At 74.8% G+C, this 23,355-nt stretch carries 19 protein-coding genes; 4 read left to right on the forward strand and 15 right to left on the reverse strand.

Annotation, left to right across the window (positions count from 1 at the left end; all coding sequences use genetic code 11):
• Window positions 1-13: 13 nt before the first annotated feature.
• The 9 genes from AB0P06_RS09030 to AB0P06_RS09070 all read right to left on the reverse strand — a co-directional run bounded on the left by AB0P06_RS09030 (window position 14) and on the right by AB0P06_RS09070 (window position 9,459).
• Window positions 14-1,183 carry an alpha-hydroxy-acid oxidizing protein gene (locus tag AB0P06_RS09030; RefSeq protein ID WP_363606225.1) on the reverse strand — a complete coding sequence of 390 codons (1,170 nt, stop codon included), beginning with the start codon at window positions 1,181-1,183 and terminating at the stop codon, window positions 14-16.
• A gap of 195 nt (window positions 1,184-1,378) precedes the next feature.
• On the reverse strand, window positions 1,379-2,410 hold the full coding sequence (locus tag AB0P06_RS09035; RefSeq protein ID WP_363606227.1) for an SDR family oxidoreductase: 1,032 nt from the start codon (window positions 2,408-2,410) through the stop codon (window positions 1,379-1,381).
• A gap of 54 nt (window positions 2,411-2,464) precedes the next feature.
• Window positions 2,465-3,715 (reverse strand): beta-ketoacyl-[acyl-carrier-protein] synthase family protein, encoded by a 1,251-nt coding sequence (locus AB0P06_RS09040; protein ID WP_363606228.1) that lies wholly within the window; start codon window positions 3,713-3,715, stop codon window positions 2,465-2,467.
• A complete protein-coding gene (locus AB0P06_RS09045; protein WP_363606230.1) occupies window positions 3,712-3,966 on the reverse strand; it encodes an acyl carrier protein in 255 nt (84 codons plus the stop codon). Before AB0P06_RS09045 ends, AB0P06_RS09040 begins: the two co-directional genes overlap by 4 nt.
• A gap of 102 nt (window positions 3,967-4,068) precedes the next feature.
• Window positions 4,069-5,343 (reverse strand): aminotransferase class III-fold pyridoxal phosphate-dependent enzyme, encoded by a 1,275-nt coding sequence (locus tag AB0P06_RS09050; protein ID WP_363606231.1) that lies wholly within the window; start codon window positions 5,341-5,343, stop codon window positions 4,069-4,071.
• Window positions 5,340-5,831: an SRPBCC family protein gene (locus tag AB0P06_RS09055; RefSeq protein ID WP_363606233.1), complete on the reverse strand. Its 492-nt coding sequence runs from the start codon at window positions 5,829-5,831 to the stop codon at window positions 5,340-5,342. Before AB0P06_RS09055 ends, AB0P06_RS09050 begins: the two co-directional genes overlap by 4 nt.
• 4 nt (window positions 5,832-5,835) lie before the next feature.
• On the reverse strand, window positions 5,836-7,074 hold the full coding sequence (locus AB0P06_RS09060) for a GNAT family N-acetyltransferase (protein ID WP_363606323.1): 1,239 nt from the start codon (window positions 7,072-7,074) through the stop codon (window positions 5,836-5,838).
• Between the two features lie 123 nt (window positions 7,075-7,197).
• Entirely contained in the window at window positions 7,198-8,328 is a 1,131-nt protein-coding gene (locus AB0P06_RS09065; RefSeq protein WP_363606235.1) for an acyl-CoA dehydrogenase family protein, read from the reverse strand.
• 63 nt (window positions 8,329-8,391) lie between these two features.
• Window positions 8,392-9,459, reverse strand: a complete 1,068-nt coding sequence (locus AB0P06_RS09070) for a cytochrome P450 (protein WP_363606236.1) — start codon at window positions 9,457-9,459, stop codon at window positions 8,392-8,394.
• Window positions 9,460-10,469: 1,010 nt separating this feature from the next.
• Between AB0P06_RS09070 and AB0P06_RS09075 the strand changes: the two genes are divergently transcribed.
• The 3 genes from AB0P06_RS09075 (at window position 10,470) to AB0P06_RS09085 (ending at window position 14,570) form a co-directional block, all read left to right on the forward strand.
• Window positions 10,470-12,764, forward strand: coding sequence for a molybdopterin cofactor-binding domain-containing protein (locus AB0P06_RS09075; RefSeq protein WP_363606238.1), 2,295 nt, complete (start codon window positions 10,470-10,472; stop codon window positions 12,762-12,764).
• Between the two features lie 74 nt (window positions 12,765-12,838).
• Complete coding sequence (locus tag AB0P06_RS09080) at window positions 12,839-13,321, forward strand: (2Fe-2S)-binding protein (RefSeq protein ID WP_363606240.1); 483 nt, start codon at window positions 12,839-12,841, stop codon at window positions 13,319-13,321.
• Between the two features lie 64 nt (window positions 13,322-13,385).
• Window positions 13,386-14,570, forward strand: a complete 1,185-nt coding sequence (locus AB0P06_RS09085; RefSeq protein WP_363606241.1) for an alpha/beta hydrolase — start codon at window positions 13,386-13,388, stop codon at window positions 14,568-14,570.
• 90 nt (window positions 14,571-14,660) lie between these two features.
• Here the strand turns inward: AB0P06_RS09085 and AB0P06_RS09090 are convergent, their stop codons facing one another.
• The 6 genes from AB0P06_RS09090 to AB0P06_RS09115 all read right to left on the reverse strand — a co-directional run bounded on the left by AB0P06_RS09090 (window position 14,661) and on the right by AB0P06_RS09115 (window position 22,912).
• Complete coding sequence (locus AB0P06_RS09090) at window positions 14,661-15,254, reverse strand: TIGR03086 family metal-binding protein (protein WP_363606242.1); 594 nt, start codon at window positions 15,252-15,254, stop codon at window positions 14,661-14,663.
• Between the two features lie 130 nt (window positions 15,255-15,384).
• Complete coding sequence (locus tag AB0P06_RS09095) at window positions 15,385-16,140, reverse strand: SDR family oxidoreductase (RefSeq protein ID WP_363606243.1); 756 nt, start codon at window positions 16,138-16,140, stop codon at window positions 15,385-15,387.
• A gap of 294 nt (window positions 16,141-16,434) precedes the next feature.
• Window positions 16,435-17,256: a transglycosylase family protein gene (locus AB0P06_RS09100; RefSeq protein WP_363606244.1), complete on the reverse strand. Its 822-nt coding sequence runs from the start codon at window positions 17,254-17,256 to the stop codon at window positions 16,435-16,437.
• Window positions 17,257-17,808: 552 nt separating this feature from the next.
• Window positions 17,809-18,477, reverse strand: a complete 669-nt coding sequence (locus AB0P06_RS09105; RefSeq protein WP_363606246.1) for a response regulator transcription factor — start codon at window positions 18,475-18,477, stop codon at window positions 17,809-17,811.
• A gap of 76 nt (window positions 18,478-18,553) precedes the next feature.
• A complete protein-coding gene (locus AB0P06_RS09110; protein ID WP_363606248.1) occupies window positions 18,554-20,227 on the reverse strand; it encodes a histidine kinase in 1,674 nt (557 codons plus the stop codon).
• A 147-nt stretch (window positions 20,228-20,374) separates the two neighbouring features.
• The gene (locus AB0P06_RS09115; RefSeq protein WP_363606249.1) at window positions 20,375-22,912 is read right to left on the reverse strand and encodes a SpoIIE family protein phosphatase; all 2,538 of its coding nucleotides are present in this window, start codon (window positions 22,910-22,912) and stop codon (window positions 20,375-20,377) included.
• 109 nt (window positions 22,913-23,021) lie between these two features.
• On the opposite strand from AB0P06_RS09115, the gene AB0P06_RS09120 reads away from it, so the two are divergent.
• Entirely contained in the window at window positions 23,022-23,348 is a 327-nt protein-coding gene (locus tag AB0P06_RS09120) for a DUF4326 domain-containing protein (RefSeq protein WP_363606250.1), read from the forward strand.
• The last annotated feature ends 7 nt before the right edge of the window (window positions 23,349-23,355 follow it).

Genomic DNA, 23,355 nt, shown 5'->3' on the forward strand with positions numbered 1-23,355 from the left:
CCCTGCCGCGCGCTCAGAGCCGCCGCAGGGCGCCGTCGGCACGCAGGTCGGCGAGCGCCGGGTAGCCGTCCACCGCCATCAGCAGGTCCGCCTCGGCGAGCAGCGAGCGCAGGACGTGCACCACACCGTCCTCGCCGCCCAGGGCCAGCCCGTACGCGTACGGGCGGCCGACGCCGACCGCGGTGGCGCCGAGGGCGAGCGCCTTGACCACGTCCGCGCCGGTCCGCACCCCGGAGTCGAACAGCACGGGCAGGCCGTCGGCGGCCTCGACCACGCCGGGCAGCGCGTCCAGCGCCGGCAGGCCGCCGTCGGCCTGCCGGCCGCCGTGGTTGGAGCAGTAGACCGCGTCCACGCCGCCGTCCCTGGCGCGGCGGACGTCCTCGGGGTGGCAGATGCCCTTGAGGACCAGCGGCAGATCGGTGAGCGAGCGCAGCCAGGGGAGGTCGTCCCAGGTGAGCGGGTTGCCGAAGACACCGGCCCACTCCAGCACGGCGGCCCTCGGGTCCTCCTCCGGGGTCTTGGCGAGGCGGGCCCGGAACACCGGGTCGCTGGTGTAGTTGGCCAGCGCGTGACCGCGCAGCTGGGGGAAGTTGCCGGTGGCGAGGTCGCGCGGCCGCCAGCCGGTGAGCCAGGTGTCCAGGGTGATCACGATGCCCCGGAAGCCGGCCGCCTCGGCGCGGCGCACCAGGCTCTCGGCCAGTGCCCGGTCGGTGGGCGTGTAGAGCTGGAACAGACCGGGGGTGTCGCCCAGCCGGTCGGCGACCTGTTCCATCGGGTCGACCGACAGGGTGGAGGCGACCATCGGCACCCCGGTCCGGGCGGCGGCCCGGGCGGCGGCGAGGTCGCCGTGGCCGTCCTGGGCGCAGAGGCCGATCACCCCGATCGGGGCCAGGAACAGCGGCGAGGGCAGCCGCAGGCCGAACAGGTCCACGGTGAGGTCGCGCTGCCGGGCGCCGACCATCATCCGGGGCACCAGGCCCCAGCCCTCGAAGGCGCTCACGTTGGCCCGCTGGGTCCGCTCGTCACCGGCGCCGCCCGCGACGTACGACCAGACCGAGGGCGACAGTGCGGCCCGGGCCCGCGTTTCGAGGTCCGCGAAGGTCATCGGCAGGGTCGGCTGGACGCCGAACAGCCCGTCGAAGTAGATCTCGTTCTGGTAGTCGCCGAACTGCTGCCCTGCCATCGCCGGTCGCCGTCCTTCCGTGGGCCGCCGGGCCCGGGCCCGTCCCGGGCGGCGGCAGCCCCCACCCTGCCAAACCCGCGGCCCGGCGGGGAGGAGGAGGACCGGTGCGGGACCGCCCGGTGCGGCGCGTTCAGTGCGTGACCAGCGCGCCGTGCCGCATCCCCGGCCCGGCTGGACGGCGGATCGGACGGCGGGTCAGACGGCGAGCAGCGTCCAGGGTTCGGGGCGGGCCAGGGCGAGGCGGGGTTTGCGGGCGGCCCAGTGGCGGACGGAGGCCGCCATGACGGCGGCCGGGTCGTGCACCGTCCGGGTGGGTTCGAAGGGCTCGCTCATGCTGGTGTAGCTCTGGAACATGGCGAGCAGCTTGACCGCCTGGCTCTGGAACGGCGAGAGGTACTGGTCCGCGAGCGGCAGGAAGAAGCGGTTCCAGCTGTCGCCGGACACCAGGGGCGGCCGTTCGATGGGGGCCACGCCGTGGGCGGCGCGCCATTCGTTGAGGGTGCCGCAGATGACGTCGAGCAGGGAGTCGAGGGTCAGGCTGCCGCGGCCGGCCGCCAGCACCTCGGTGCGCGGGACGTCCGGGGGCGCGCCGAGCGCGGCCTCGGCGACGAGGGCGGCGACCTCGTCCACCGGGCTGATCTCGGCATAGCCGGCCGGGTCGCCCACGACCACGGCGGCCAGGCCCGAGACGAGCGCCTGCAGCACGGTGTAGGGGCCGGAGAAGCGGGCGATCTCGCCGCTGTCGCGGCGGCCGACGATCAGCGGCGGGCGGACCAGCGTCAGCGGGCCGTCGTGCTCCGCGCGGACGACCTCCTCGCAGACCGCCTTGGACCACTCGTAGCCGTTGCGGTACCCCTCGAACTCGGCGCCCCGCAGGTCCTCGGGGTTGCGGACGCCGCCGACGTAGGCGGTGGAGAGGTGGACGAGGTGGGTGTCCCGGTCGGCGAGGGCCAGGACGGCCCGCAGCGGGTCGATGTTGGCGGCGGTCGCCTCCGCCCGGCTGAGGGTCCAGCGGGTGGAGGCCGCCGAGTGCACGATCACGTCCCAGTGCCCGGCGAGGACGGCGGGCGCGGGCTCGGCGCCGATCCGCCAGCAGAGCACGGAGTCGTCGGCGGCCCGCCGGGCGACCCGGGTGACGGTGTGTCGGGCGGGGCCGTCGGCGGCGCGCAGCCGTTCGACGACCTCGGCGCCGACCACACCGGTCGCTCCGGTGACCAGGATTCGCATGGCTTCCTTTCTGTCGGGGTGCGGCTGTTCTGTCGCGCTGCGGGCGGAGCCTGGTCAGCCGGCCGGGACGAGAACCAGGCAGGCGTTCTGGCCGCCGAATCCGAAGGAGTTGGAGAGGACGGGGGCGGGCCGGACGGAGCGCGGCGCGCCGCGGACCAGGTCCACCAGGTCGGCCTCCGCGCTGGAGCGGAGGTTGGCGATCGGCGGGACCACCCCCCGGGCGGCGCAGAGCAGGCCCAGCACGGCCTCCAGGGCTCCCGAGCCGCCGATCAGATGGCCGGTGACGCCCTTGGAGGCGGTGAGCGGCGGCGGCTGCCCGGCGAAGCAGCGGTCGACCGCCCGGGCCTCGGCACGGTCGTTGAGGAGCGTCGAGGTGCCGTGGGCGTTGATGTGGCCGATGTCGGCGGTGGACAGCCCCGCGTCGGCGATGGCCTGCCGCATGCACCGGGCGGCGGTCCCCCCGTCCTCCTGCGGGGCCACGATGTGGGAGGCGTCGCAGGTGTCGGCGTAACCGGCGACCTCGCCGTAGATCCGCGCGCCCCGGGCGAGGGCGGCGTCCCAGCGTTCGAGGACGAGCACGGCCGCGCCCTCGCCCATGACGAAGCCGTCCCGGTCGGTGTCGAACGGACGGCTGGCCAGCTCGGGTTCGGTGTTCCTGGTGGACATCGCCCGCATCCGCGCGAACGCCCCCACGACGACGGTGGTGACGGCCGAGTCGACGCCCCCGGCCAGCGCCACGTCGAGCTCCCCGTACCTGACCTTCCGGGCGGCCTCGCCGACGGCGGTGGTACCGCTGGCGCAGGCGCTGGAGTACGTGGTGCAGGGGCCCTGGAAGCCGTACCGCATGGCCAGTCGGCAGGCCGGCGAGTTGGCCATGGTGCGGGGCACGGTGTGCACCGGCATGTCCCTGGGCCGGTCGCCGTGGCTCAGGGTGACGGCCTCCATGCTCGGCAGGCCGCCGATGCCGGTGCCGATCTGCACCCCCACCCGGTCCGGCGGCAGTCCGGCCGGCAGGGTGGCGTCGGCCACGGCGTCGGCGGCCGCGCAGAGCAGCAGTTGGGTGGTGCGGTCGATCTGGCGCGACTCACGGCGGGTGAGGTAGGCGTCGAGGTCGAACGGCGGTACCAGGCAGGCGAACTGGACCGGGTGGTCCTGCTCGGCCAGCCACCCGGCGACGGTGGCGGCGGTGCGGTCGGCCTTCAGTACGGTGGTGAACGCCTCCTCCGGGTCGTTGCCCGCCGGTGACTTCACGCCGATGCCGGTGACGGCGACGCGGTGTCCGCCCGAACGGTGACGGCCGGTCATGCGGGCTCCGCCGTGCGGATCCGGAGCAGGTCGATGGCCTGGCCCACGTTCTGCGCGGCGGTCAGGTCCGCCACCTCGATCCGCAGTTTCAGGGCCCGTTCCAGCCGGGCTCCGATCTCCATCAGTTCCAGGCTGTCGATGCCGTAGTCGGCCAGCAGGCTGGTCCGCTCGTGCACCTCCTCCACCTCGGTGCCGAGCACATCCGAGATGGTGGTCCTGACCAGCAGGGCCAGGTCCTCGCGTGTGGGCATGTCCGTCGTTCCTTTCCGATACGGGGCGGTGCGGGTCGGTGCGGGCGGGCGGGTCCCGTCCGGTCGGGTCCGGTCGGGTCGGGTCGGGTCGGGTCCGTGGTGTCAACCCGCCGCGGTCGCGGCGATCGCGGCGTCGAGGATCCCGGTCGCCTCCGCGATCTCCGCTCCGGTGCCGACCAGTGGGGGCAGCAGGCGCACGGTGGTCGGCCGGCCCAGGCAGGGCGAGACCAGCAGCCCGGCACCGGCCAGCTCGACCACGACCGCGCCGGCCGCCCGGGGCGTGGCGAAGTCGATCCCCCGGAGCAGGCCCCGGCCGCGCACCTCGGTCACCACACCCGGGTAGCGCTGCCCGAGACCGTCCAGCGCGAGGTCCAGAAGACGGGACAACTCGGCCCCGTGGCCAGCCAGTTCCTCGATCGCGGCGAGGGCCGCCGGCAGCGCCGCGCAGCTCAGCGGATGGCCGCCGAACGTGGCGGAGTGCAGGAACGGGTCGGCGGCCAGCGGGGCGTACATCCGCTCGGAGCAGAGCAGCGCGGACAGCGGCACCACCCCGCCGCCCAGCGGCTTTCCGAGCAGCACCGCGTCGACGGGGAGGCCGTCGGCGAGGGCGACCGACCGCTCGCCGCACCGGCGCAGCCCGCACTGGATCTCGTCCGCGATGGCGAACGCGCCGTGCCGGTGGGCGTCCTCGCACCACTGGCGCAGCACCTCGGCCGACAGCGGGACGGCACCGTTCTCGCCCTGGACGGGCTCGAAGACGACGGCGGCCACATCGCCGGCGGAGGCCTCGCGGAGCACCGCGTCCGGGTCCTCCGGGTCCAGATGGACGACGTCCACCGCACAGCCGCGCAGGCCCACCCGGTAGAGCGGGCTGTGGGTCAGCGCGAGCGCGCCGAGCGACTTGCCGTGGAAGCCGCCGCGCACCGCCAGGACCCGGGCCCGGCCGGTGGCGAGCCGGGCCAGCTTGACCGCGACCTCCACCACGTCGGCGCCGTTGAGGCCGAAGTAGACCTTCGGCAGCGCGTCGCCCAGGTAGCCGGCGAGGCAGGCCGCCGCCCCGGCCGAGACCGGGTTGGCCAGGCTGCGGGTGGAGGTCGGCATGGTGTCGAGCTGCCGCCGGACGGCGGCCACCACCGCCGGGTGGCGGTGGCCGAGCAGGGTGACGGCGTACGAGCCGAAGTCCAGCGCCGAGCGGCCGTCGGAGAGCGTCACCCGGCACCCGCCGGCGGACTCCTCGACGGCTCCGCGCCCGGCGAAGCTGCCGGTCAGGGCGAGCTTCGGGGAGAGGTGGCGGCGCAACTGGTCGAACACCCCGGTGGCGGTGGCCGGGGCGGTGGAGGCGGCGGTGGCCGGCCCGGCCGCAGGCGCGGCGGTCACGGCGCGACCGCCGGGTCGAGCGGACGGTGGGTGCCGGCGGCGGGCGCGACCCCCAGCAGCCGCTGTTCGAGGGCGGCCAGCATCTGGGCGGCGTTCTCCCTGAGGGCGTCCGCGGCCACCGGGTTGAGCATCGCGGCGAGCAGCGGGATGCCGATGTCGAAGTCGACGTGCAGGGAGACGGTGCTGCCGCCGCCCGGTGCCGGGCGGACGGCCCAGTGGCCGGCGAAGTGTCCGAGGTCACCGCTCACCTGGTGGAAGGAGAAGCGGCGGGCCTCGGGGTCGATCACCTCGGCCTCGGTCCAGTGCAGGACCGATCCCTTGAGGCGGACCGACCACGCGGTCGTCCGGTGCCGGTCGTCGGTCCGGTCGGTGACCACCACCGAGTCGACGCTCTCCATGCAGTCCGGGTAGCTCTCCACGTCGACCACCGCCGCCCAGGCGGTGTCGGGCGGAACCTCGATGGGCAGATCCACTTCCACGCGTGGCATGGCTTCACCTTTCTCCGTCGGGGGCGGCCGGCACGCCGACCGGTGGGCCGGCCGCCGGACCGGCCGCCGGAGCGAGCGGGCCCGGACCGGCCGGGGCGTTCGGGCCCAGGGCCTCGGCCACCGAGGCGGCCAGGGCGGGCGGGAGCAGCCGCCGCAGCACGGCGCGGGGCAGCGGCCGGACGTGGGTCATCGCGTGCCGCTGTTCGACCAGGTCGCAGCCGAGTTCGAGTTTCGGCTCGTACGCCGTCTGGGCGAAGCGGATGTGGCGGCAGCCCGCCTCGATCGCGAGCCGGATCGCCGCGTAGTGCACGTTGTGGTAGAGCCGGGCCTCGTGGGCGAGGCGGTAGTCGAGACCGATCCTGGCGCCGACGGCTCCCGACCCGGCGAAGAGGCAGAGCAGGAACGCGACCAGCCGGTCCCCCTCGAAGCAGGCGACCAGCCGGCGGTCCGGGTCGGTGCCGGCGTGCACGGCGGCCAGGAAGGAGCCGTCGAGGACGTCGAGGGTCTGGTCGGCGCGCGCCATCACCTGCCGGTAGAGGGCGAGCACCTGGGGCAGCAGGTGCCCGAAGTCGTCGAGGACCTCGATCCGCAGGTCCGGCCGGGCCTGGAACTTGCGGATCTTGCTGCGGGCGTTGCGCCGCGGCTTGGCCGGCAGCGCGGCGACGTAGTCGTCGAACGAGCCGTACCCGAGGCGGAGTTCGGTGTCGGGCAGGCCCGGGGCGAAGAAGAAACCGGACTCCTCCAGGGCCGGGCGCAGCCGGTCCAGCTCGGCCGGGGCGAAGTCCTTGAAGAGGACGGTGCCCAGCCGCTCCCGCCGGGCGAAGTCGAGCACCGCGCGCACCAGCAGCCGGCCGGCCTCCTCGTCCAGCGGGCCCGGGGCCAGGACGTGTCCCTGGCCCAGCAGGTTGCCGCAGAACAGCATCGGCACCCGCAGCAGCCACGGCGCCACCCGGCGGACGGGCGCCAGCAGCCGGCGCTCGCGCGGGCCGACCACGTGGTCCAGCCGGAGCTCCCGGAACAGGGAGAGCGGCAGCACCGCGACCACCTGGCCGGCGCGGCGCACCACCAGGCAGGCATAGCCGTCGGGCCCGACGGAGGAGTGCGCCAGCGCGGTGAAGACGCCGCGGGCCCACATCGGGTCGTCGCCGGGGGCGAGTTCCGCCCACAGTTCGCGGGGCAGCGAGTCGACGCCGGGAAGGATCTCGACGCGGTAGCCGGGGTGGCGGGCGGCGGCCGGGTCCATCGAGGTCACCTGCTCACGGGTCGGAGGGACGGGTCGGGGTGGCGGGTCGGGGCACGGGGTGGGACGCGGGGCGCGGATCACGGATCCGGGCCGGGAGGCGCGGGCCGGCGCCGGGGACGGACGTCAGCCGATCCGCAGCGGGCGGCCGTCCAGGAAGTCGCGCAGCGGGCGGGCCATCCGGTTCCGGGACGGCGGGTGGAAGGTCAGGCCGACGGCCGCCGACGCCAGGTAGGAGCCGTCGGGCGAGCCGATGAACGCCATGCCGCCCAGCGCCGCCAGGCAGGTCCTGGTGGTGCGGGCGATGGCGTCCTGGGCCGCGTACCTGGCGGTCAGCGCCCGGACGAGCAGGGCGTCGCCCCACTCCTCGTCCTCCATCGCGCGGGCGACCGCCTCGACCGCGAGCATCGCGGCCTCGACCCCCACCAGGTACGGGGTCGGGTCCTCCTCGGCGCCGCCCGGCCGGTTCAGGACCCGTTCCACCAGGGCGCTGGCCACCCCGAGATAACCCGCCGTCAGCAGCAGTTCGAACCAGAGGAACCCGGCCACGTTCAGCGAGTCCGGGACGGCGTCGGCGGTGACGTCGGTGAGCACCACCATCTGCGGGTCGAGTTCCACCTCGGTGAGCACCACCTGGTCGCTTTCGGCGCCGGCCAGGACCGGGGTCCGCCAGAAGGGCCGTACCTCGATCCCCGGGGTGTCGGCCGGGACGAGCGCGACGGCGAGCCGGTCGACGCCGTCCTCGTCGGCCATGGTGACGGAGGCCGTCAGCAGGTCCATCGAGCGCGAGAGGCTGCAGGGCATCTTGCTGCCGTTCAGCACGATGCGGTCGCCGCGCCGTTCGGCGGTGATGTGCGGCCGGAGGATGTTCTGGCCGGTGTTGCCCTCGGCGAAGCCCGAGGCCAGCAGCAGCCGGTCGGTCGCGACCGCCTCCAGCAGCTGGCCCTCCAGCCCGCTGCCGTACTTGGCGGCCTCGACCAGGCCGGCGACCGAGAAGTGGTGCATGGTGGTGGCCACCGCCAGCGAGGGGCAGCGGGCGCCGACGGCCCGCTGCACCCGGACGGCCTGCAACGCGGTCGCGCCCGAGCCGGCGTTCTGGGCCGGTACCAGCAGCCCGGGGCCACCGGCCTCCCGGAACGCCCGGATCGCCGGGCTGGGCGCGCTCTCCAGCTCCGCCAGCGGGTGTCGGGCGAGCGCCGCGTCGAGTCCGGGCAGGAAGGTCTCGAGCGTCGCGCGTTCGAGGTGCAGGAAGTTCACGGGAGGCCCTTCGGGGGACGGCTGTGCGGGAGTGCGGGCGGGCGGCGGCCGGCCGCCGGGCCGCTAACCGGTGGCGGCCAGGGGGAGGTCGTCGAACGAGCGGAGGCTGACGGCGGCCCGCCGCACCGGTGGGCCGGCGATCGCGAGATCCGGGAATCTGTCCAGGAGTTGACCGAGCAGGGCGGCGCCCTCCAGGCGGGCGAGCGCCGCGCCCAGGCAGTAGTGCGCCCCGGCGCCGAAGCTGAGCACCCTGGTGTCCGGCCGCCGGACGAGGAAGGCGTCCGGATCGCGGTGCCGGGCGGGATCGCGGTTGGCCGCGGCGAGCACCACGGTCACGCTTCCTCCCGCGGGCACCGCCGTGCCGGCGAGCACCAGGGGGCGGGCGGCGATGCGTTCGGTCATCATCACCGGCGAGTCCCACCGGAGCGACTCCTCGACGGCACCGGGCCTGAGCGCGGGGTCGGCGCGGACCAGGGCCAGCTGGACCGGGTGGGTCAGCAGGGCGAACACCATCAGGCCGAGCAGACCGGTGGTGGTCTCGAAACCGGCGACGAACACCAGCAGCAGGAGGTCGACCAGCTCCCGCTCCGTCAGCCGCGCCTCGGGGGCGCCCCGCTGGTCGAGCAGGGCCGAGGCGAGGTCCTCGGCCGGGCGGGAACGGCGCTCGCGCAGCAGGGCGGCGAAGTACTCCCGCAGCGCCACGACCGCGCGGTCGGCGCGGTCCCAGTCCTCCGGGGTGCGCACCGGCTCCAGCAGCCGGCTGGCTCCCCGGCCCAGTTCGTCGAACTGCCCCTGCTCCTCCCGGGGGACGCCGATGAGCTGCCCGACCACCGCGACCGGGAGCGGATACCCCACCAGTTCCTGGAAGTTCGCCGCACCGCCGCCGGAGGTCGCGTCGGCGAACCGGTCCAGCAGCCCGGCGGTGATCCGCTCGACCGCCGCCCGCAGCGCCGCCACCCTCCGGGCGGTGAACGCGCCGGCCACCGGCCGCCGCAGGCGCTCGTGGTCCGAGCCGTTGCGGGCGAGCATCGAGGAGTAGAAGAAGTCCGCGGCCGGATGCCCCGGCCACTCCGGTAGTGCGTGGGCACACCACTCCCGGTCGGGCACCAGGAAACCGGGATCGGCCAGCACGCTCTGGCAGTCGTCGAACCGCGTCAGAAAGCGCGTCCCGAAAGTCTCATGATAGTGAATCGGGTCGATTCTCCGGATTTCGGCCAGCAGCGGATAAGGATTGCTCCTGCCGTCCGCCGTGAAAATCGAAAAAAGAGTCGACTCCGTATCCACCAGCCCCGCCCTCGACTCCCGCCGACCACACCGAGGCCGCCAGGCGGCGGCACGAACAGTTCGCCAATACTCCAGGGGAGGCTAGTCGAGATATACGGCGGGCGCCACGACATACGCGCCCGAATTCACCGGCATATTGATCCTATAATCACCTCTGCCATTCTCCGGGAATTCCCGGCCGGGCGGCCGGTGGCCCCGACCGGGAACGGCATCGCGGGCCGGTCGAACACCGACCGTCCGACGTCAACCCCACTCCCCCGGAGTGTCTCCACGGGCGCGCGGACTCGGTAGCCTTCGCGGGCGACCCAGGGCCGTCCACCGTCGGCCTGGGCCGGAAGGAGGCCGAATCCCATGAGTCCACCCGCCGCACGACGCCCGGCGTTCACGCTCCCGGGGGCGCGCAGGCCGGCGCGGACCGCGGATCCCGCGCCGCCCGGGGCGCCGGCGCTCCAGGCCGCAGGCCGAACAGCGCGAGGGACGCACCCGCACCGGCGGACCGGCGCGCCCGCCCCCACCCCCGCCGCGGGCGGTCCGGCCCGCCCGATACCGCCCTCATCCGTACCGGCACACGGGCACTGAACCCCCGTACGACACCCCGCGTCCGCACCCGGACGGCGGTACCGGACGCCCGACCCAATGTGTCCGGTGCCGTCCGTACCCACCCGACCCGACGTCCGATCAGATGTCCGATCGGGACCGAAACGCCCGTGTTGACCGGCCAATAGCACGCTCCTATGCTCGTCCGCGTTCGCGTTCGCGTTCGCGATCCGGCACCGGGGCCGGGGCCGCCGAGGCCCGCCCGGCCGGAGCCGCCATCGGCTCGAAGGGCTCCTCCCATCAGCACCTCCATCGACCCCGTGGACAACGCGCGGGACGCCACGGCCCCCGAGGCCGGGGGCGGCACGGCCCAGGACGGCGTCACCCCCCGCGCCCCCGGGCCGCCCCACCGGAGGCCGCCGGCCGCCCGCCGCCGCTTCCTCACCTACCTGCTCGCCGCCCCGACCCTCACCGTCGCCGCCGGGCTCGGCCGGGACACCGCCCCGTCGGCCGCCGGCGCCGTCGGCCGCCCCGAAGGGCCTTCCGGCGGGGTCAGGTTGCCCGGCGTGTCCGGCGTCCCCGACGTGCTCAGCCTCGGCGACGCGCTCATCGTGGCCGGGCTGCCGACCTCCCACCTCCTCGTGCTGGAGATCACCACCGCCGGGCACGCCGTGCTCCACCTCCCCCGGCTCGAAGTCGGCCAGGGCCTCACCACCACCGTCGCGATGCTGGTCGCCGACGAGCTCGACGCCCGGCTGACCGACGTGGACGTCCCGCTCTCCGACGGCCGCCCGGACCTCCTGTTCAACCAGCTCACCGCCGCGTCCAACTCGGTCCGCTCGCTGTACGACCCGGTGCGCGCCGCGGCGGCCGGGGCCCGTGCCCGACTGGTGACCGCCGCCGCGCAGCGCTGGGGACTGCCCGCCGCCGGCCTGCGCACCGCCGATTCCGCCGTCCTCGCCCCCGACGGCCGCCGGGCCGGCTACGGCGAACTCGCCACGGCGGCGGCCGTGATCGCCACCCCGGCCGTGCCCGCCACCCCCAAACCGCCCGACCGGCTGCGCCTGGTGGGCCGGCCGACCGGCCGGATCGACGCCCGTTCCATCGTCACCGGCCGCGCCAAGTACGCCGGGGACCTGACCGTCCCCGGCGCCGTGCCCACCGTGGTCGCCCGCCCCCCGACCATCAACGGCACCCTCGGATCCCTGGACGCCGCCACCGCCCGCACCATGCCCGGCGTCCTCGGCGTGGTCACCATCCCCACCGGTGTGGCCGTCCTCGCCGAGACCTTCGACCAGGCCCTCAGGGCCCGCGACGCGCTCCGCACCACCTGGAACCCCGGCCCGCTCGCCGCGCTCTCCGACGCCGGGATCCGGGACCGGCTGCGCGCCGCCCACTCGCCGTTCCTCGTCCCGCCGCTGCTCACCCACCACGTGGACGGCGAGTTCGACTTCGCGTTCGTCAACCACGCGCCGCTGGAGGTGCTGACGGCCGTCGCCGACGTCCGCGCCAACCGCGCCGAGGTGTGGTTCGCCTCCCAGACCCCGATCATCGCCCAGCAGACCATCGCCGCCGAACTCGGCCTGCCGCAGAGCGCCGTGACCATCCACGTGGTGCGCGGCGGCGGCTCGTTCGGCCGGCGGCTGTTCTTCGACGCCGCGCTGGAGGCCGCGCTGGTCTCCAAGGCCGCCGGCCGGCCGGTCAAGCTGATGTGGACCCGCAACGACGACATGCGCCACGGCCGCATGCGCCCGGCCAGCCACCACCGGGTCCGCGCCACGTTCGGCCTCGGCGAGGTGCTCAGCTACGAACACCGGGTCGCCACCGTGCGGACCGACTTCGGGCACGGCCTCGGCGAGCTGCTGACCGCCGCCGGCTTCGGCCCCTCGGCGGCCGGGCTCAGCGCCGCCCAGGCCTTCTTCCTGCTCAGCGAGCGGAACCCGTACGACGTCGGCGTCCCCACCCAACTGCTGTCCGAGGTACCGCTGAAGATGCACACCGGGAGCTGGCGGTCGGTGTACTCGGGCACCGTCCGGGTCGCCGACGAGATCATGATGGACGAACTCGCCCACCGGCTCGGCCAGGACCCGATCGCCTTCCGGCAGGCCAGGCTGCGCCGCCCGGAGGGGCGGGCCGTCCTCGACAGGGCGGCCCAGGCCGGCCGCTGGGGCCGCCCGATGCCCGCCGGGCAGGGCCAGGGCATCGGCTACCACGAGGAGAACGGCGGGCGCGTCGCCTACCTGGTCGAACTCGACGCCGCCGACCCGCGGCAGCCGCGCGTCACCCGGGCGGTGATCGCCGCCGACCTCGGCCAGGTGATCAACCCCCGTGGTCTGGAAGCCCAGTTGACCGGCGCGCTGGTCGACGGCATCTCGGTGATCCTCCAGGCCGGCAATCACATCGACCACGGCGCGGTCCGTGAGGGCAGCTACGCCGACTTCCGCTACGCCCGGCAGCGGCACACCCCGCCCACGGTCGAGATCCACCTCCTGCCACCGAACGGACCGCCCGGCGGCGCCGGCGAGCTGGGCGTCCCGGCGGCCTCGGCCGCGGTCGCCAACGCGTACGCCCGCGCGACCGGCACCAGCCCGCGCTCCTTCCCGATCGACTTCTGACCCCGCCCGCCCCGCGCGCCCGCCGGCACCCTCGACAGCGCCGGCCGCGCCTCCCCGAAGGGCCCGAACTCCCCATGCCCAGCCACACCTTCGTCCTCAACGGGCGGCCGGTCACCGTCGAGGCCCCCGACGACATGCCGCTGCTCTGGGTCCTGCGCGACAAGCTCGGCGTCACCGGCCCCAAGTACGGCTGCGGGGTGGGCGTCTGCCGTGCCTGCACCAGCCACCTGGACGGCGAGGAGTTCCAGCCCTGCACCCTGGCCGTCCGGGACTGCGCCGGACACAGCGTCACCACCATCGAGGGCCTGGCGGACGGCGAGACACTGCACCCCGTCCAGCAGGCCTGGCTGGAGTGCGACGTCGCCCAGTGCGGCTTCTGCCAGCCCGGGCAGATCATGACGGCGGTCGCGCTGCTGCGCCGCACCCCGGCCCCGACGGACGCGGACATCGACCAGATCCACAACATCTGCCGCTGCGGCACCTACCCCCGCATCCGCGAGGCGATCAAGAAGGCCGCGGCCCGGCGGACCGCCACCAAGCCCTGGCCGAAGCCCTAGCCGTTCCGGTCCGGACCACCTAGGGTGATCAGTCATCAGGCCGACCGATCCGAGGGGCGGATGGATGATCAGGCGCCGTTCACTGCTGGCACTCGCGGGGCTGGGCGGCGCGACGCTCGCCCTGCCCGCCACCGTCGCCCAGGCCGTTCCGGCGCTTACCCCAGCACCCGCTCCGGCACCCGCGGCCGGGCGGCCCCGGGCGATCCCGCTGCCGGCCCCGACCGGCGACCGCCCGGTCGGCACCGTCGAGCTGCATCTGGTCGACCGCTCCCGCCGGGACCCGTTCGCCCCCGTACCCGGCCCGCGCGAACTCATGGTCCAGCTCTGGTATCCGGCGCTCGGCACCGGCGGCCGCCCCCGCGCGCCGTACACCACGGCCCGGGTGGCGGCGGTCATCGACGAGATCCTGCCGGTGGACCCGGGCACGATCAGCGCCGTCCGCCCGACCGCGCACACCGGCGCGCCCGCCGTCCCCGGCCCGCTGCCACTGCTGCTGCTCGGCCACGGTCGCGGCGGCGGGCGCAGCAACTGCACCGCCCTGGCCGAGGAGTTGGCCTCCCACGGCTATCTGGTGGCGGCGATCGACCATACCTACGACGCGGCCGCCGTGGAGTTCCCGGACGGCCGGGTGGTGCGTACCGTCCTGTCGAACGACTCGCCGGACTGGGACGCCACTGAGCGCAAGGAGATCGCCGCCCGCGTGGGCGATCTCCGCTTCGTGGCCAACGAGTTGACCGCCCGCCGGCCCGGCAGGCCGTCGGTGGACCCCCGGCGGATCGGGGTGCTCGGCCACTCCATGGGCGGAGCGGCCGCCGCCGAGGCGGTCCGCCAGGATCCCCGGTTCGTGGCCGGGCTGAACCTGGACGGCGGCCTGTTCGGCTCGCCGGTGCCCGAACTCGGCCTGGACCGCCCGTTCCTGATGCTCACCTCGATCGCCGACCACGACACCTGGCAGCGCTGGCGCGAGCACCAGCGCGGTTGGGGAAGGCAGCTGAGGGTCGGCGGGGCCGGCCATCTCAGCTACACCGACCTGGTGCACGTCGCCGTCCCCGGCGGACTGCCGGGGCACGTCCCGGCCGACCTCTACGCCGCGATCATCGGCACCCTGGCCCCGGCCCGGGCGACCGAACTGACCCGCGCGTACACCCGGGCCTACTTCGACCGGTTCCTCGGGAACCGCCGGTCACCACTGCTCGACGGGCCCTCGACGCGCTTCCCGGAGATCGAGTTCCGCTGGAGCCACGGGTAGGGCTTGTCTGACAATTCCCGCCGCGCGCTGATGCGACGCGAATTGTCAGACAAGCCCTCGGGCTCGCCCGGAGGACGCCCACCCAGGGCGTCACCCCCGCCCCGGGTCGCGGCCGAAGAAGCCGGCCAGCCGGTCGTAGGGCGGCGCGTCCGCCGGAACGGCCACCTCTGGGCCGAACGAGTGCTTCTCCTCCTCACCCCGGTACTCGGGCCGCAGCGCGCCCCGGGCCCAGGCCAGCGAGGCGCTCGCCACCTCGTGGTCCAGGCCGTCCGTGGACTGCCCGGTGGCACGCGCCAAGTCCCACCCGTGGACGGCGAATTCGGCGATCTGCTGGTCCACGGGGAAGCGGGCGGGCAGCTCCCCGACACCGGGCACCACCACGACGCCGCCGAGGTCACCGGCCCGGCGCCAGGCCTCGACCAGCTCCTCCGCGCCGGCCTCGAAGGCGTGCAGCCAGTCGTTCTCCACCCGTTCAAAGGGCTGCGACCAGTCGGGGTCGCCGCCGTTCGCCCGGACGGTGAACTGCCGCAGGTCGAAGAGGAGGTGGCTGATCAAATGGCCGACGTCCCAGGACCGGCAGGCCGTCGGATGGGTGGCCAGCTCGACACCGGCGCCGTCGATCAGCCCGGCGGTCTGGGCGAGCGCCCGGGCGAGCAGCTCGATCGGGTCTTCCGCTGCGGTCATGGCGCACCTCTCGGGTTCGGGGAGACAGGTCGAACCGGGCGATCGTAAACGCGGCCGCCGACCACCGGCCCGGCGCGACACCGCCGGGCCGGTCCTCGCCCCCACTCCCCGCCCCGCCCCTCTCAGCGCGTCAGGCCGCGAACCCGCCGTCCACCGCGATCTCCGCACCGGTGATGTAGCGGCCGTCCTCGCCCGCCAGGTGGGCGACGGTGGCGGCGACATCGGCGCCCCGGCCGAACGTGCCGAGGGCCGTCAGTTCCCGCTGTGCCTCGGCCGCCGGGCCGTCCGCCGGGTTCATGTCGGTGTCGATCGGCCCGGGGTGGATCAGGTTGGCGGTGATCCCGCGCGGGCCCAGCTCCCGGGCCAGCGCCTTGGTGAGCCCGATCATCGCGGCCTTGCTGGCCCCGTACAGCGTGGCACCGGGGAAGGCGACCCGCTGGGCGATACAGCTGCCGATGGTGATGATCCGGCCGCCCTCGCCCAGGTGGACGGAGGCCGCCTGGGCGAACAGGAACGGTGCCCGGACGTTGATGTCCAGCACCCGGTCCACGTCGTCCGCCGCGAGCTCCGCGATCGGGCCGAGCACGCCGATCCCGGCGTTGTTGACCAGGATGTCGAGCCGCCCGAAGCGCTCGGCCACCGCCGCCACCACCGCCCGGACGTCCTGCGGGTCGGCGCTGTCCGCGCGCACCGCCCAGCCGCGCCGCCCCATCCCCGTGATCTTGGCCGCGACGGCCTCGGCCCGCTCCGCGCCGCCCCGGTAGGTCAGCGCGACATCGGCGCCCTCCTCGGCCAGTCGCAGCGCCACCGCCTCCCCGATCCCCCGGCTGCCGCCGGTCACCAGGGCCACCTTGCCGTCGAGCCTCGCCTGAACAGAAATCGTCATATCAGCAGAACTCCTCATCATGTTCTCGGACATGAATCGATCTTCTGCCGACTCCGGCCGAAGGTCCGGCGGTATTCGGACGTCGAGTTCAAGCTTCAACAATCACCTGGCGCGCCGCGCCCTGGCAGTGCGAGACCACTGCGGGCTGCCCGGGTTCACCGCGCTACCGGAGACCACGATCGAGCCGGTCGGCTCGCCCGTCGCCCGTCGGTCGAGGCACCCGGCCGACCCTGACCACAGACCGAACAGCCGCCCCTCGTCGGGGGCGGCCGCTCGCACCGTTCGGATCGGGTGTCAGATGCTCAGGGTCTGGCCAGGGTAGATGAGGTCCGGGTTGCCGCCGATCGCCCTGACGTTCTTGGCGTACAGGCTCGCGGTGTCGGTGCCGAACCTGGCCGCGATGCCGCTCAGGGTGTCGCCGCTCCGGACGGTGTAGCCGCCGCCGGAGGTGTTCGTCTGCCCCTGGGCCGGCTTGGCCGGCTTCGCGGCGCCCTGTGCCTTCCCGGCCTGCGCCTTTCCGGACTGCGCCGAACCGGACCCACCGGAGGTGTTGGTCTGCCCCTGCGCGGGCTTGGCCTGCTGCGGCGCCTTGGACTTCGGGACCTTGGCACCGGCCGGGCCCTGCGCGGCCGACCGGTTCGAGGAACCCGTCGAGCCGTTCCTGGCGGAGGAACCCGCCGAGGTGTCGACGGCCGCCGGGGCGCCGCCCTTGCCGAGGCCCGCCTTCCGGGAGCAGACCGGCCAGGCGCCCGGCCCCTGCGAGGCGAGGACCTTCTCCGCGACCGAGATCTGCTGGGCCCTGCTGGCCTGGTGGGCCTGCGGCGCGTACGCGGTGCCGCCGTACGCCTTCCAGGTGGAGGAGGTGAACTGCAGTCCGCCGGAGTAGCCGTTACCGGAGCTGATGTTCCAGTTGCCGCCGCTCTCGCACTGGGCGACGGTGTCCCAGGCGGAGGCGGGAGCGGCGGAGGCCGAGGTGGCCGTGACGAGGCCGGCCACCGGAAGGGCCGCGACGGCCCCGCCGACCAGGGCCAGACGGGCACGACGGCGGCGCGTTCCGGCGGGGGTGGCGTTGGTGGGGGTGGTGGTGGCAGCGGCGTTCTCGTGACGGAAAGTCATGAAAATCCTCTCGACAAGCCCCGGGCGGGCAGACGGAACCAGGCCCTCGCCGGGGCCGTCGTCGCGCTCACCTCACTCGTCGGGCGGTCACGCACGTGTCCGACGTGCCCTGCCGCCGCCGCCACCCCCGCTCGCCGACGGCCTGTTCGAGCCGATCGCGTCGACGGGCACGGCCCTGACGCCGGGGGTCGGCCGGCGGGCTGTGCGTCGGGGGTGAACCCGGGTGGTGCTCGTTGCACCGCCAATGAAGCTACGGGCCGTTCGGGGCCACTTCAAGCAATTCTTGGACGCTGCAGGTCAGTTGACCGTTACCGGCGGTATTGATCGAGAAAGTGTGCCCGAATTGACAGCTTTTGACCATACTTTCACGATCAAACGATCAATTTCCGTGCCCTCACTCACACCTGCCGGCCCGTGAGAGCGCCCACACCATCGACCCTCCGCGACGCGGATCCCACACACCGTCACCGGGGCCACCGGAGTTCCCGGTTCCGCGCCGGATCGCTGTGGCATCCGCCACGTCCGCTACGCACCGTGTCCGAACGATGCCCCTCAGCCGACCCCGTCCAGCCCCGCGTCCCGTGCGAGCAACGCCGCCTGCACCCGGTTCTCACAGCCCAGCTTGGCCAGGATCCGGCTGACGTACGTCTTCACCGTCGCCTCGCTCATATGGATCCGGGCCCCGGCGTCGGCGTTCGACAGACCCTCACCCAGCAGTGCCAGCACCTCCAGTTCACGCTCGGTGAGCACCTCCAGCCGACGGCGTGCCGCGGCGGCCCGGGCCGCGACCGGACCGGTCCGGCCCCCGGCCAGCGAGTCCACGATGTGCCGGGTGGCCGCGGGCGAGAGGAAGGCGTGCCCCGTGGCGGCGGCCCGCACGGCCTGGATCAGCTCGGCCGGCGCGGTGTCCTTGAGCAGGAACCCGGCGCCGCCCTCGGTCACGGCTCGCAGCACATTATCGCGCTCCCCGAAGGTGGTGAGAATCAGCGCGCGTGCGCCGGGCGCGACCCGGGACAGTTCCCCGAGCGCCGTGAGCCCGTCCATCACCGGCATCTGGATGTCGAGCAGGACGACGTCCACCCGGTGAGCCCGGGCCAGTTCCAGGGCCTCCCGGCCGTCGGCGGCCTCCACGACCACGTCGATGTCGTCGGCGGAGGACAGGATCATCCGGATCCCGGCCCGGATGAGCGGCTCGTCGTCGGCGACGAGGACTCGGATCACTGCTGGTCATCCCCTTGAACGGTGCTGGCGGCAGCGCTGGTGCCGGTGCCGTGCACCATCCTCACACCCCCGGCGCTCACACCTTCACCGGGTAGTTCTCCTTCTCGACCAGGACGCCGTCCTTGAAGCAGAACCTGATGACGTTGTCCTCACCCATGTGCCCGGAGGGCTCGTCCGACATGAAGTACCGACAGGTGGTGCCCGGCGGCGGGGTCGGGCCGCTGCCCTCCCAGTCCTTGCTGAAGAAACGGTTGCCCTTCGGCAGCCGCTCCTCGACCCCGGCCTGGTCCGTGCCCACCTGGATCGAGTCGAACACGCTCTTCTGCACGGTCACGCCGTCGATGCCCTGGACGAAGGCCACCATGCCCCAGACCAGCAGGCCCAGCACGATGAGCACCACGGCCGTCCCGCCGGCCGCGCAGCCGATCGCGGGGCTGCGCCGGCGCCGCGCACCGGCCTCCCCGTCGGCCGCGGGCAGGGTGTCCAGTTCCCACGGCTCCGCGCCGCCGATGTCGGCGGCCTGGTCCGCCGCCCCCTCGTACGGCAGTACGGCGGCGAGCCGGAAACCCGCCTCGGGCGTCGGCCCGGCGTGCACCATCCCGCCGACCAGCCGGGCCCGCTCCCGCAGACCGGTCAGCCCCTGCCCACCGCTGACGGCCGCCCCCGCACCGGCGCGCACACCGACGAACTCCGGCGCGCACGGATTGGCGACCTCCACCACCAGCGCGTCCGGCTCATAGCGCAGCGCGACGCTGATCGGCGCGCCGGGCGCGTGCTTGTGCGCGTTGGTGAGCGCCTCCTGCACTATCCGGTACGCGGCGTTGTCGACCGCGGCCGCCAGCGGGCGCCGCTCGCCGTCCCGGCCGAGCGAGACGGTCGTCCCGGCCGCCCGCGAGAACTCCACCAGCCGCTCGATCCCCGCCACCCCGCCGGTCCGGCCGCCCCCGGACGCCGCCGGCCCGGCGGCCACCACGGGCGCGGGCGCCGTGGACTCGTCGTGCAGCACCCCGACCACCTCGCGCAGCTCGCGCATCGCGGCGACGGCGGCCAGCCGCAGCACGCCGACCGCCTCCCGCTGCCGGTCGGTCAGGGTACGGTCCACCTCCAGGGCGCCGGAGTGGACGGAGATCAGGGCCAGCTGGTGGCCCAGGCTGTCGTGCATGTCCTGGGCGATCCGGTGCCGCTCACGCAGCCGCGCCTGGTGCGCCACCATGGTGCGCTCGCGCAGCAGTTGGTCGTTGCGCTCGCGCAGCGCGTCCAGCAGCGCCTGGCGCTGGGCCCGGTACCGGCCCCAGAGCGCGGGCAGCACGGCGAGCACCAGATAGCCGCCCAGCCCGAGCCCGATGATGAGCTTCAGCGGCGCCGCGCCGGCGTCCTTCACCACGCCCGCGTACGTCATCAGCAGGAACCCGCCGGTGAAGGAGCCGATCAGCGCCCAGAGCCGGTGCATCCGGGTACCGGCCGACCACCCCGCGCAGACCAGCAGCGGAAACGTCCCGCCGAACCAGCCGCAGGCGGCGGCGGTGATCACCAGCACGGTGCCGGGCAGGCCCCTCCGCAGCAGGAACAGCGCGGCGATGCCGGGCCCCACGAGGAGCCAGAGACCGGTCCTGCCGATCAGCTCGATCGCCGCCGCGAACACGCCCAGCAGCAGGGCGAACCCCAGCTCGCGCACCACCAGCCAGCGCCGCCAGGGCCCGGGAAACGCCGTCCGTACCGCCCTCGACCAGGCCTTCGCTATCGCGTCCACCCGGTGAGGCTAGCGGTGCGGCCCGGGGCCCGCCGCCACCCTTCGTCGCGACCCGCCCCGACGAAAGTCGCACCTCACCGCGGCCGCGGGCGCCGGACGGCCCCACGCGAACCGGGGCCCGACCGGGCCCGGAGCCAACCGGCCCGCTCACCCGTACGCGGTGAGCAGCAGCGCCACGTCGTCCACCCGCCGCGTCGAGCCGACCTCGCGCAGCAGCCGCTCGGCCAGCCGCTCCAGCCCGTCCGCCGTCCCGTCCGCCGCCCGGCCCGCCACCCCGGCGGAGCGCGCCAGCGCGGCGCACAGCCGGTCCACGCCGTGGTCGATCGCCACCGCCGGGTCCTCGACCAGCCCGTCCGTGTAGAGAGCGAGCACCGAGCCCCGTAGCAGCCGCAGCTCGCTGACGGGGTACTCGGCCCGCTGGTCGACGCCGAGCAGCGGACCGCCCGCCACGTACAGCGCCTCGGCGCGCCCGCCGGGGTGGCGTACCACCGGCGGGAGGTGGCCGGCCCGGGCGATCAGGGCGGTGCCGTCGGCTGGGGTGAGCCGTACCAGGCAGCAGCTGGCGAGCAGCCCGGGGTCGAGGTCGAGCAGCAGCTGGTTGGTCCGGGCGAGCACCTCGTCCGGCGGGTGCCCGCCGGTGGCGAAGGCCCGGACGGCGCTGCGCAGCTGGCCCATGGTGGCGGCGGCGCCGACGCTGTGACCCTCGACGTCGCCGATGACCAGGCTGAGATCGCGGCCGGTGACGATGGCGTCGTACCAGTCGCCGCCGATCTCCATGCCCTGGGTGCCGGGCAGATAGCGGGCGGCGGTCCGGACGCCCTCCAGGGACGGCAGCCGGTGCGGCAGCAGGGCCTGCTGGAGGCCGCGGGCGAGGGCGAACTCGGCGTCGTAGAGCCGGGCGCGCTCCAGCGCCTGGGCGATGAACCCGCCGAGGGCGGTGAGCATGCCGCGCTCCTCCGGGGAGAACGCGCGGGCCTCGTCGAAGCCGAGTATGCAGCTGCCGACCGGGTGGCCGGAGGCGATCAGCGGCAGGAAGGCCCAGGCGCCCATCTCGTCGAGGGGGATGCCGGGGTAGGCGGCGGCGAGCGCGTGGACGGACTCGAAGAAGATCGGCGTGCCGGTGCTCAGGGTTTCGGCGCCGGGCACCCGGGCGCCGGTCGGGGTGCCCTCGAAGCGGTCGAGGAAGCCGTCCGGGTAGCCGCTCTGGAAGACCAGGTCGAGGCGTTTGTCGCAGACATTGTAGATGGCGAGCTCCTGGCCTCCGAAGGCCGGCAGGATCTCGTCGGCGACGGCCCGGCAGACCTCGCGGACGGTGACGGCCTCGGTCAGCGCGCTGGCCAGCTGGAGCAGGTGGTGCATCGCGCTGAGGCCGGTCCGGGCGGCGGCCGGGGGGTCGGGCTCGGGCCCGGCCGTGCCGGGGGGCGGTTCGGCGGCGACGACCCGGCCGGTGACGCCGTGCGCGTCGGGGTAGAGGGAGAAGGCGAGCCAGCCGTCCGGCGGGTGGGCGGCGAGGAAGGCGGTCGGCCGCTGGGAGAGCATCGCGGCCCGGTGGCGGTTCTCGTAGACCGGGTCGGAGAGCCAGGGCAGCACGTCCCAGGGGTGGTGGCCGAGCAGGTCCTCGCGGCGGGCGTGCAGCAGCAGTTCGACGCTGTGGTTGGCGTAGACGATCCGGCCGTCCGGGTCGAGCGAGAGGACACCGTCGCGCAGGCGTTCCACGGCGGCCGCGGCGGCGGTGCCGGTCCGGGTGTCGAGGACGGCGCCGACCAGGTGGGTACGGTCATCCGGCCCGTCGCCCTCGGGGACACGGCCCCACAGGTCGACCGGGCAGGGGTGGCCGTCGCGGTCGAGCACCCGGATCCGGGCGGCCAGCACCCGGCCGCGGTTCAGCGCGCCGCGGAGGGCGGCCCGGAACTCGGCCCGGTCGCCGGGGGCGATCCGGGCGTCCACGGTGGCGGCCCGGCCGTCGAACCCGGCGGGGTCCAGGCCGAAGATCTCGCAGAACTGGTCGTCCGCCGAGAGCGCCCCGGTGGCCGCGTTCCAGTCGAACAGGCCGAGCCGGGTGGTCGGCGCGGACGGCGGCGCCAGCTCGGCCACGGCCGTCCCGCCGTCCGGCTCCACCGGGTGCCCGGCCGCCGCCAGCCCGGCCAGCCCGGCCCCGAGCCGGTCGGCCACCGCCCGCAGCTGCCGCCGTGCGCCGTCCGGCACCCCGTCGGCCGAGGCCGCCCAGAGCACGTTGAGCACCCCGTACGTCTCCGGGCCCGCCCTGACCGGTACGAAGGCCGAGGCGAAGTCGTACGGCATCCCGACGGCCAGCTGCGGGAAGCGTCGCATGGTGTCCTCGGTGTCGGCCAGGACGACCGTGTGCCCGGTGCGGAAGCTCACCGCCACCGGCAGCGGCCCGGCGGCGGCCACCCGCCGGAACGGGCTGATGACCGACAGCGGCACACCGGCGAGCGTGCAGAGCGTCAGCGAGCGCCGGTCGCGCGAGCGGAGGTAGACCATGGCGCCGTACGCGTCGGTGCTGCCGAGCACCGTGCGGACGGCGGTCGCGAGCAGCTCGTCCCGTTCGTCCGCCGTCCCGTCGGCGGCACCGCTCTCCCCTGGGCGGCGCAGGTCGGGTCGCGCGGCCCGGGTACCGCCGGTCACATGCGGACCGTCCCGGTCCGCCGGCACACCCTGGCGCATCCTCTCTTGCTACGCCCGGGTCAAGGGACTGTCAAGGCGGGGCCGGGCCTCCCCCGGCGGGCCGCCCCGCCATCGGGCCGCCCCACCGTCGGCGGGCCATCATGACAGCATGCCGACCTCCCCCGGTCCCACCACCGTGGTCAACCTCAAGGGCCACCGGGACGACCCGGACTTCGCCGATGTCCTGTACGTCGGCCGCCCGATGCACCGCGGCGGCTGGCACCTGCCCGGTTCCCCGCTCTACTGCCCCTACCGCCCCGGCCCGGACTGCACCCGGGAGGAGATGACCGCCCGGTACCGCGCCTATCTGCTGGCCCGCCCCGACCTGCTGGCGCTCGTCCCCGCCCTGCGTGGCCACCGCCTCGGCTGCTGGTGCGTCCCCTTGCCCTGCCACGCCCAGGTCCTCGCCGACCTCGCCGACCACGGCCCCGGCTGACGCCCGG

The sequence above is a fragment of the Kitasatospora sp. NPDC088351 genome (genome assembly GCF_040685575.1).
GTDB lineage: Bacteria > Actinomycetota > Actinomycetes > Streptomycetales > Streptomycetaceae > Kitasatospora.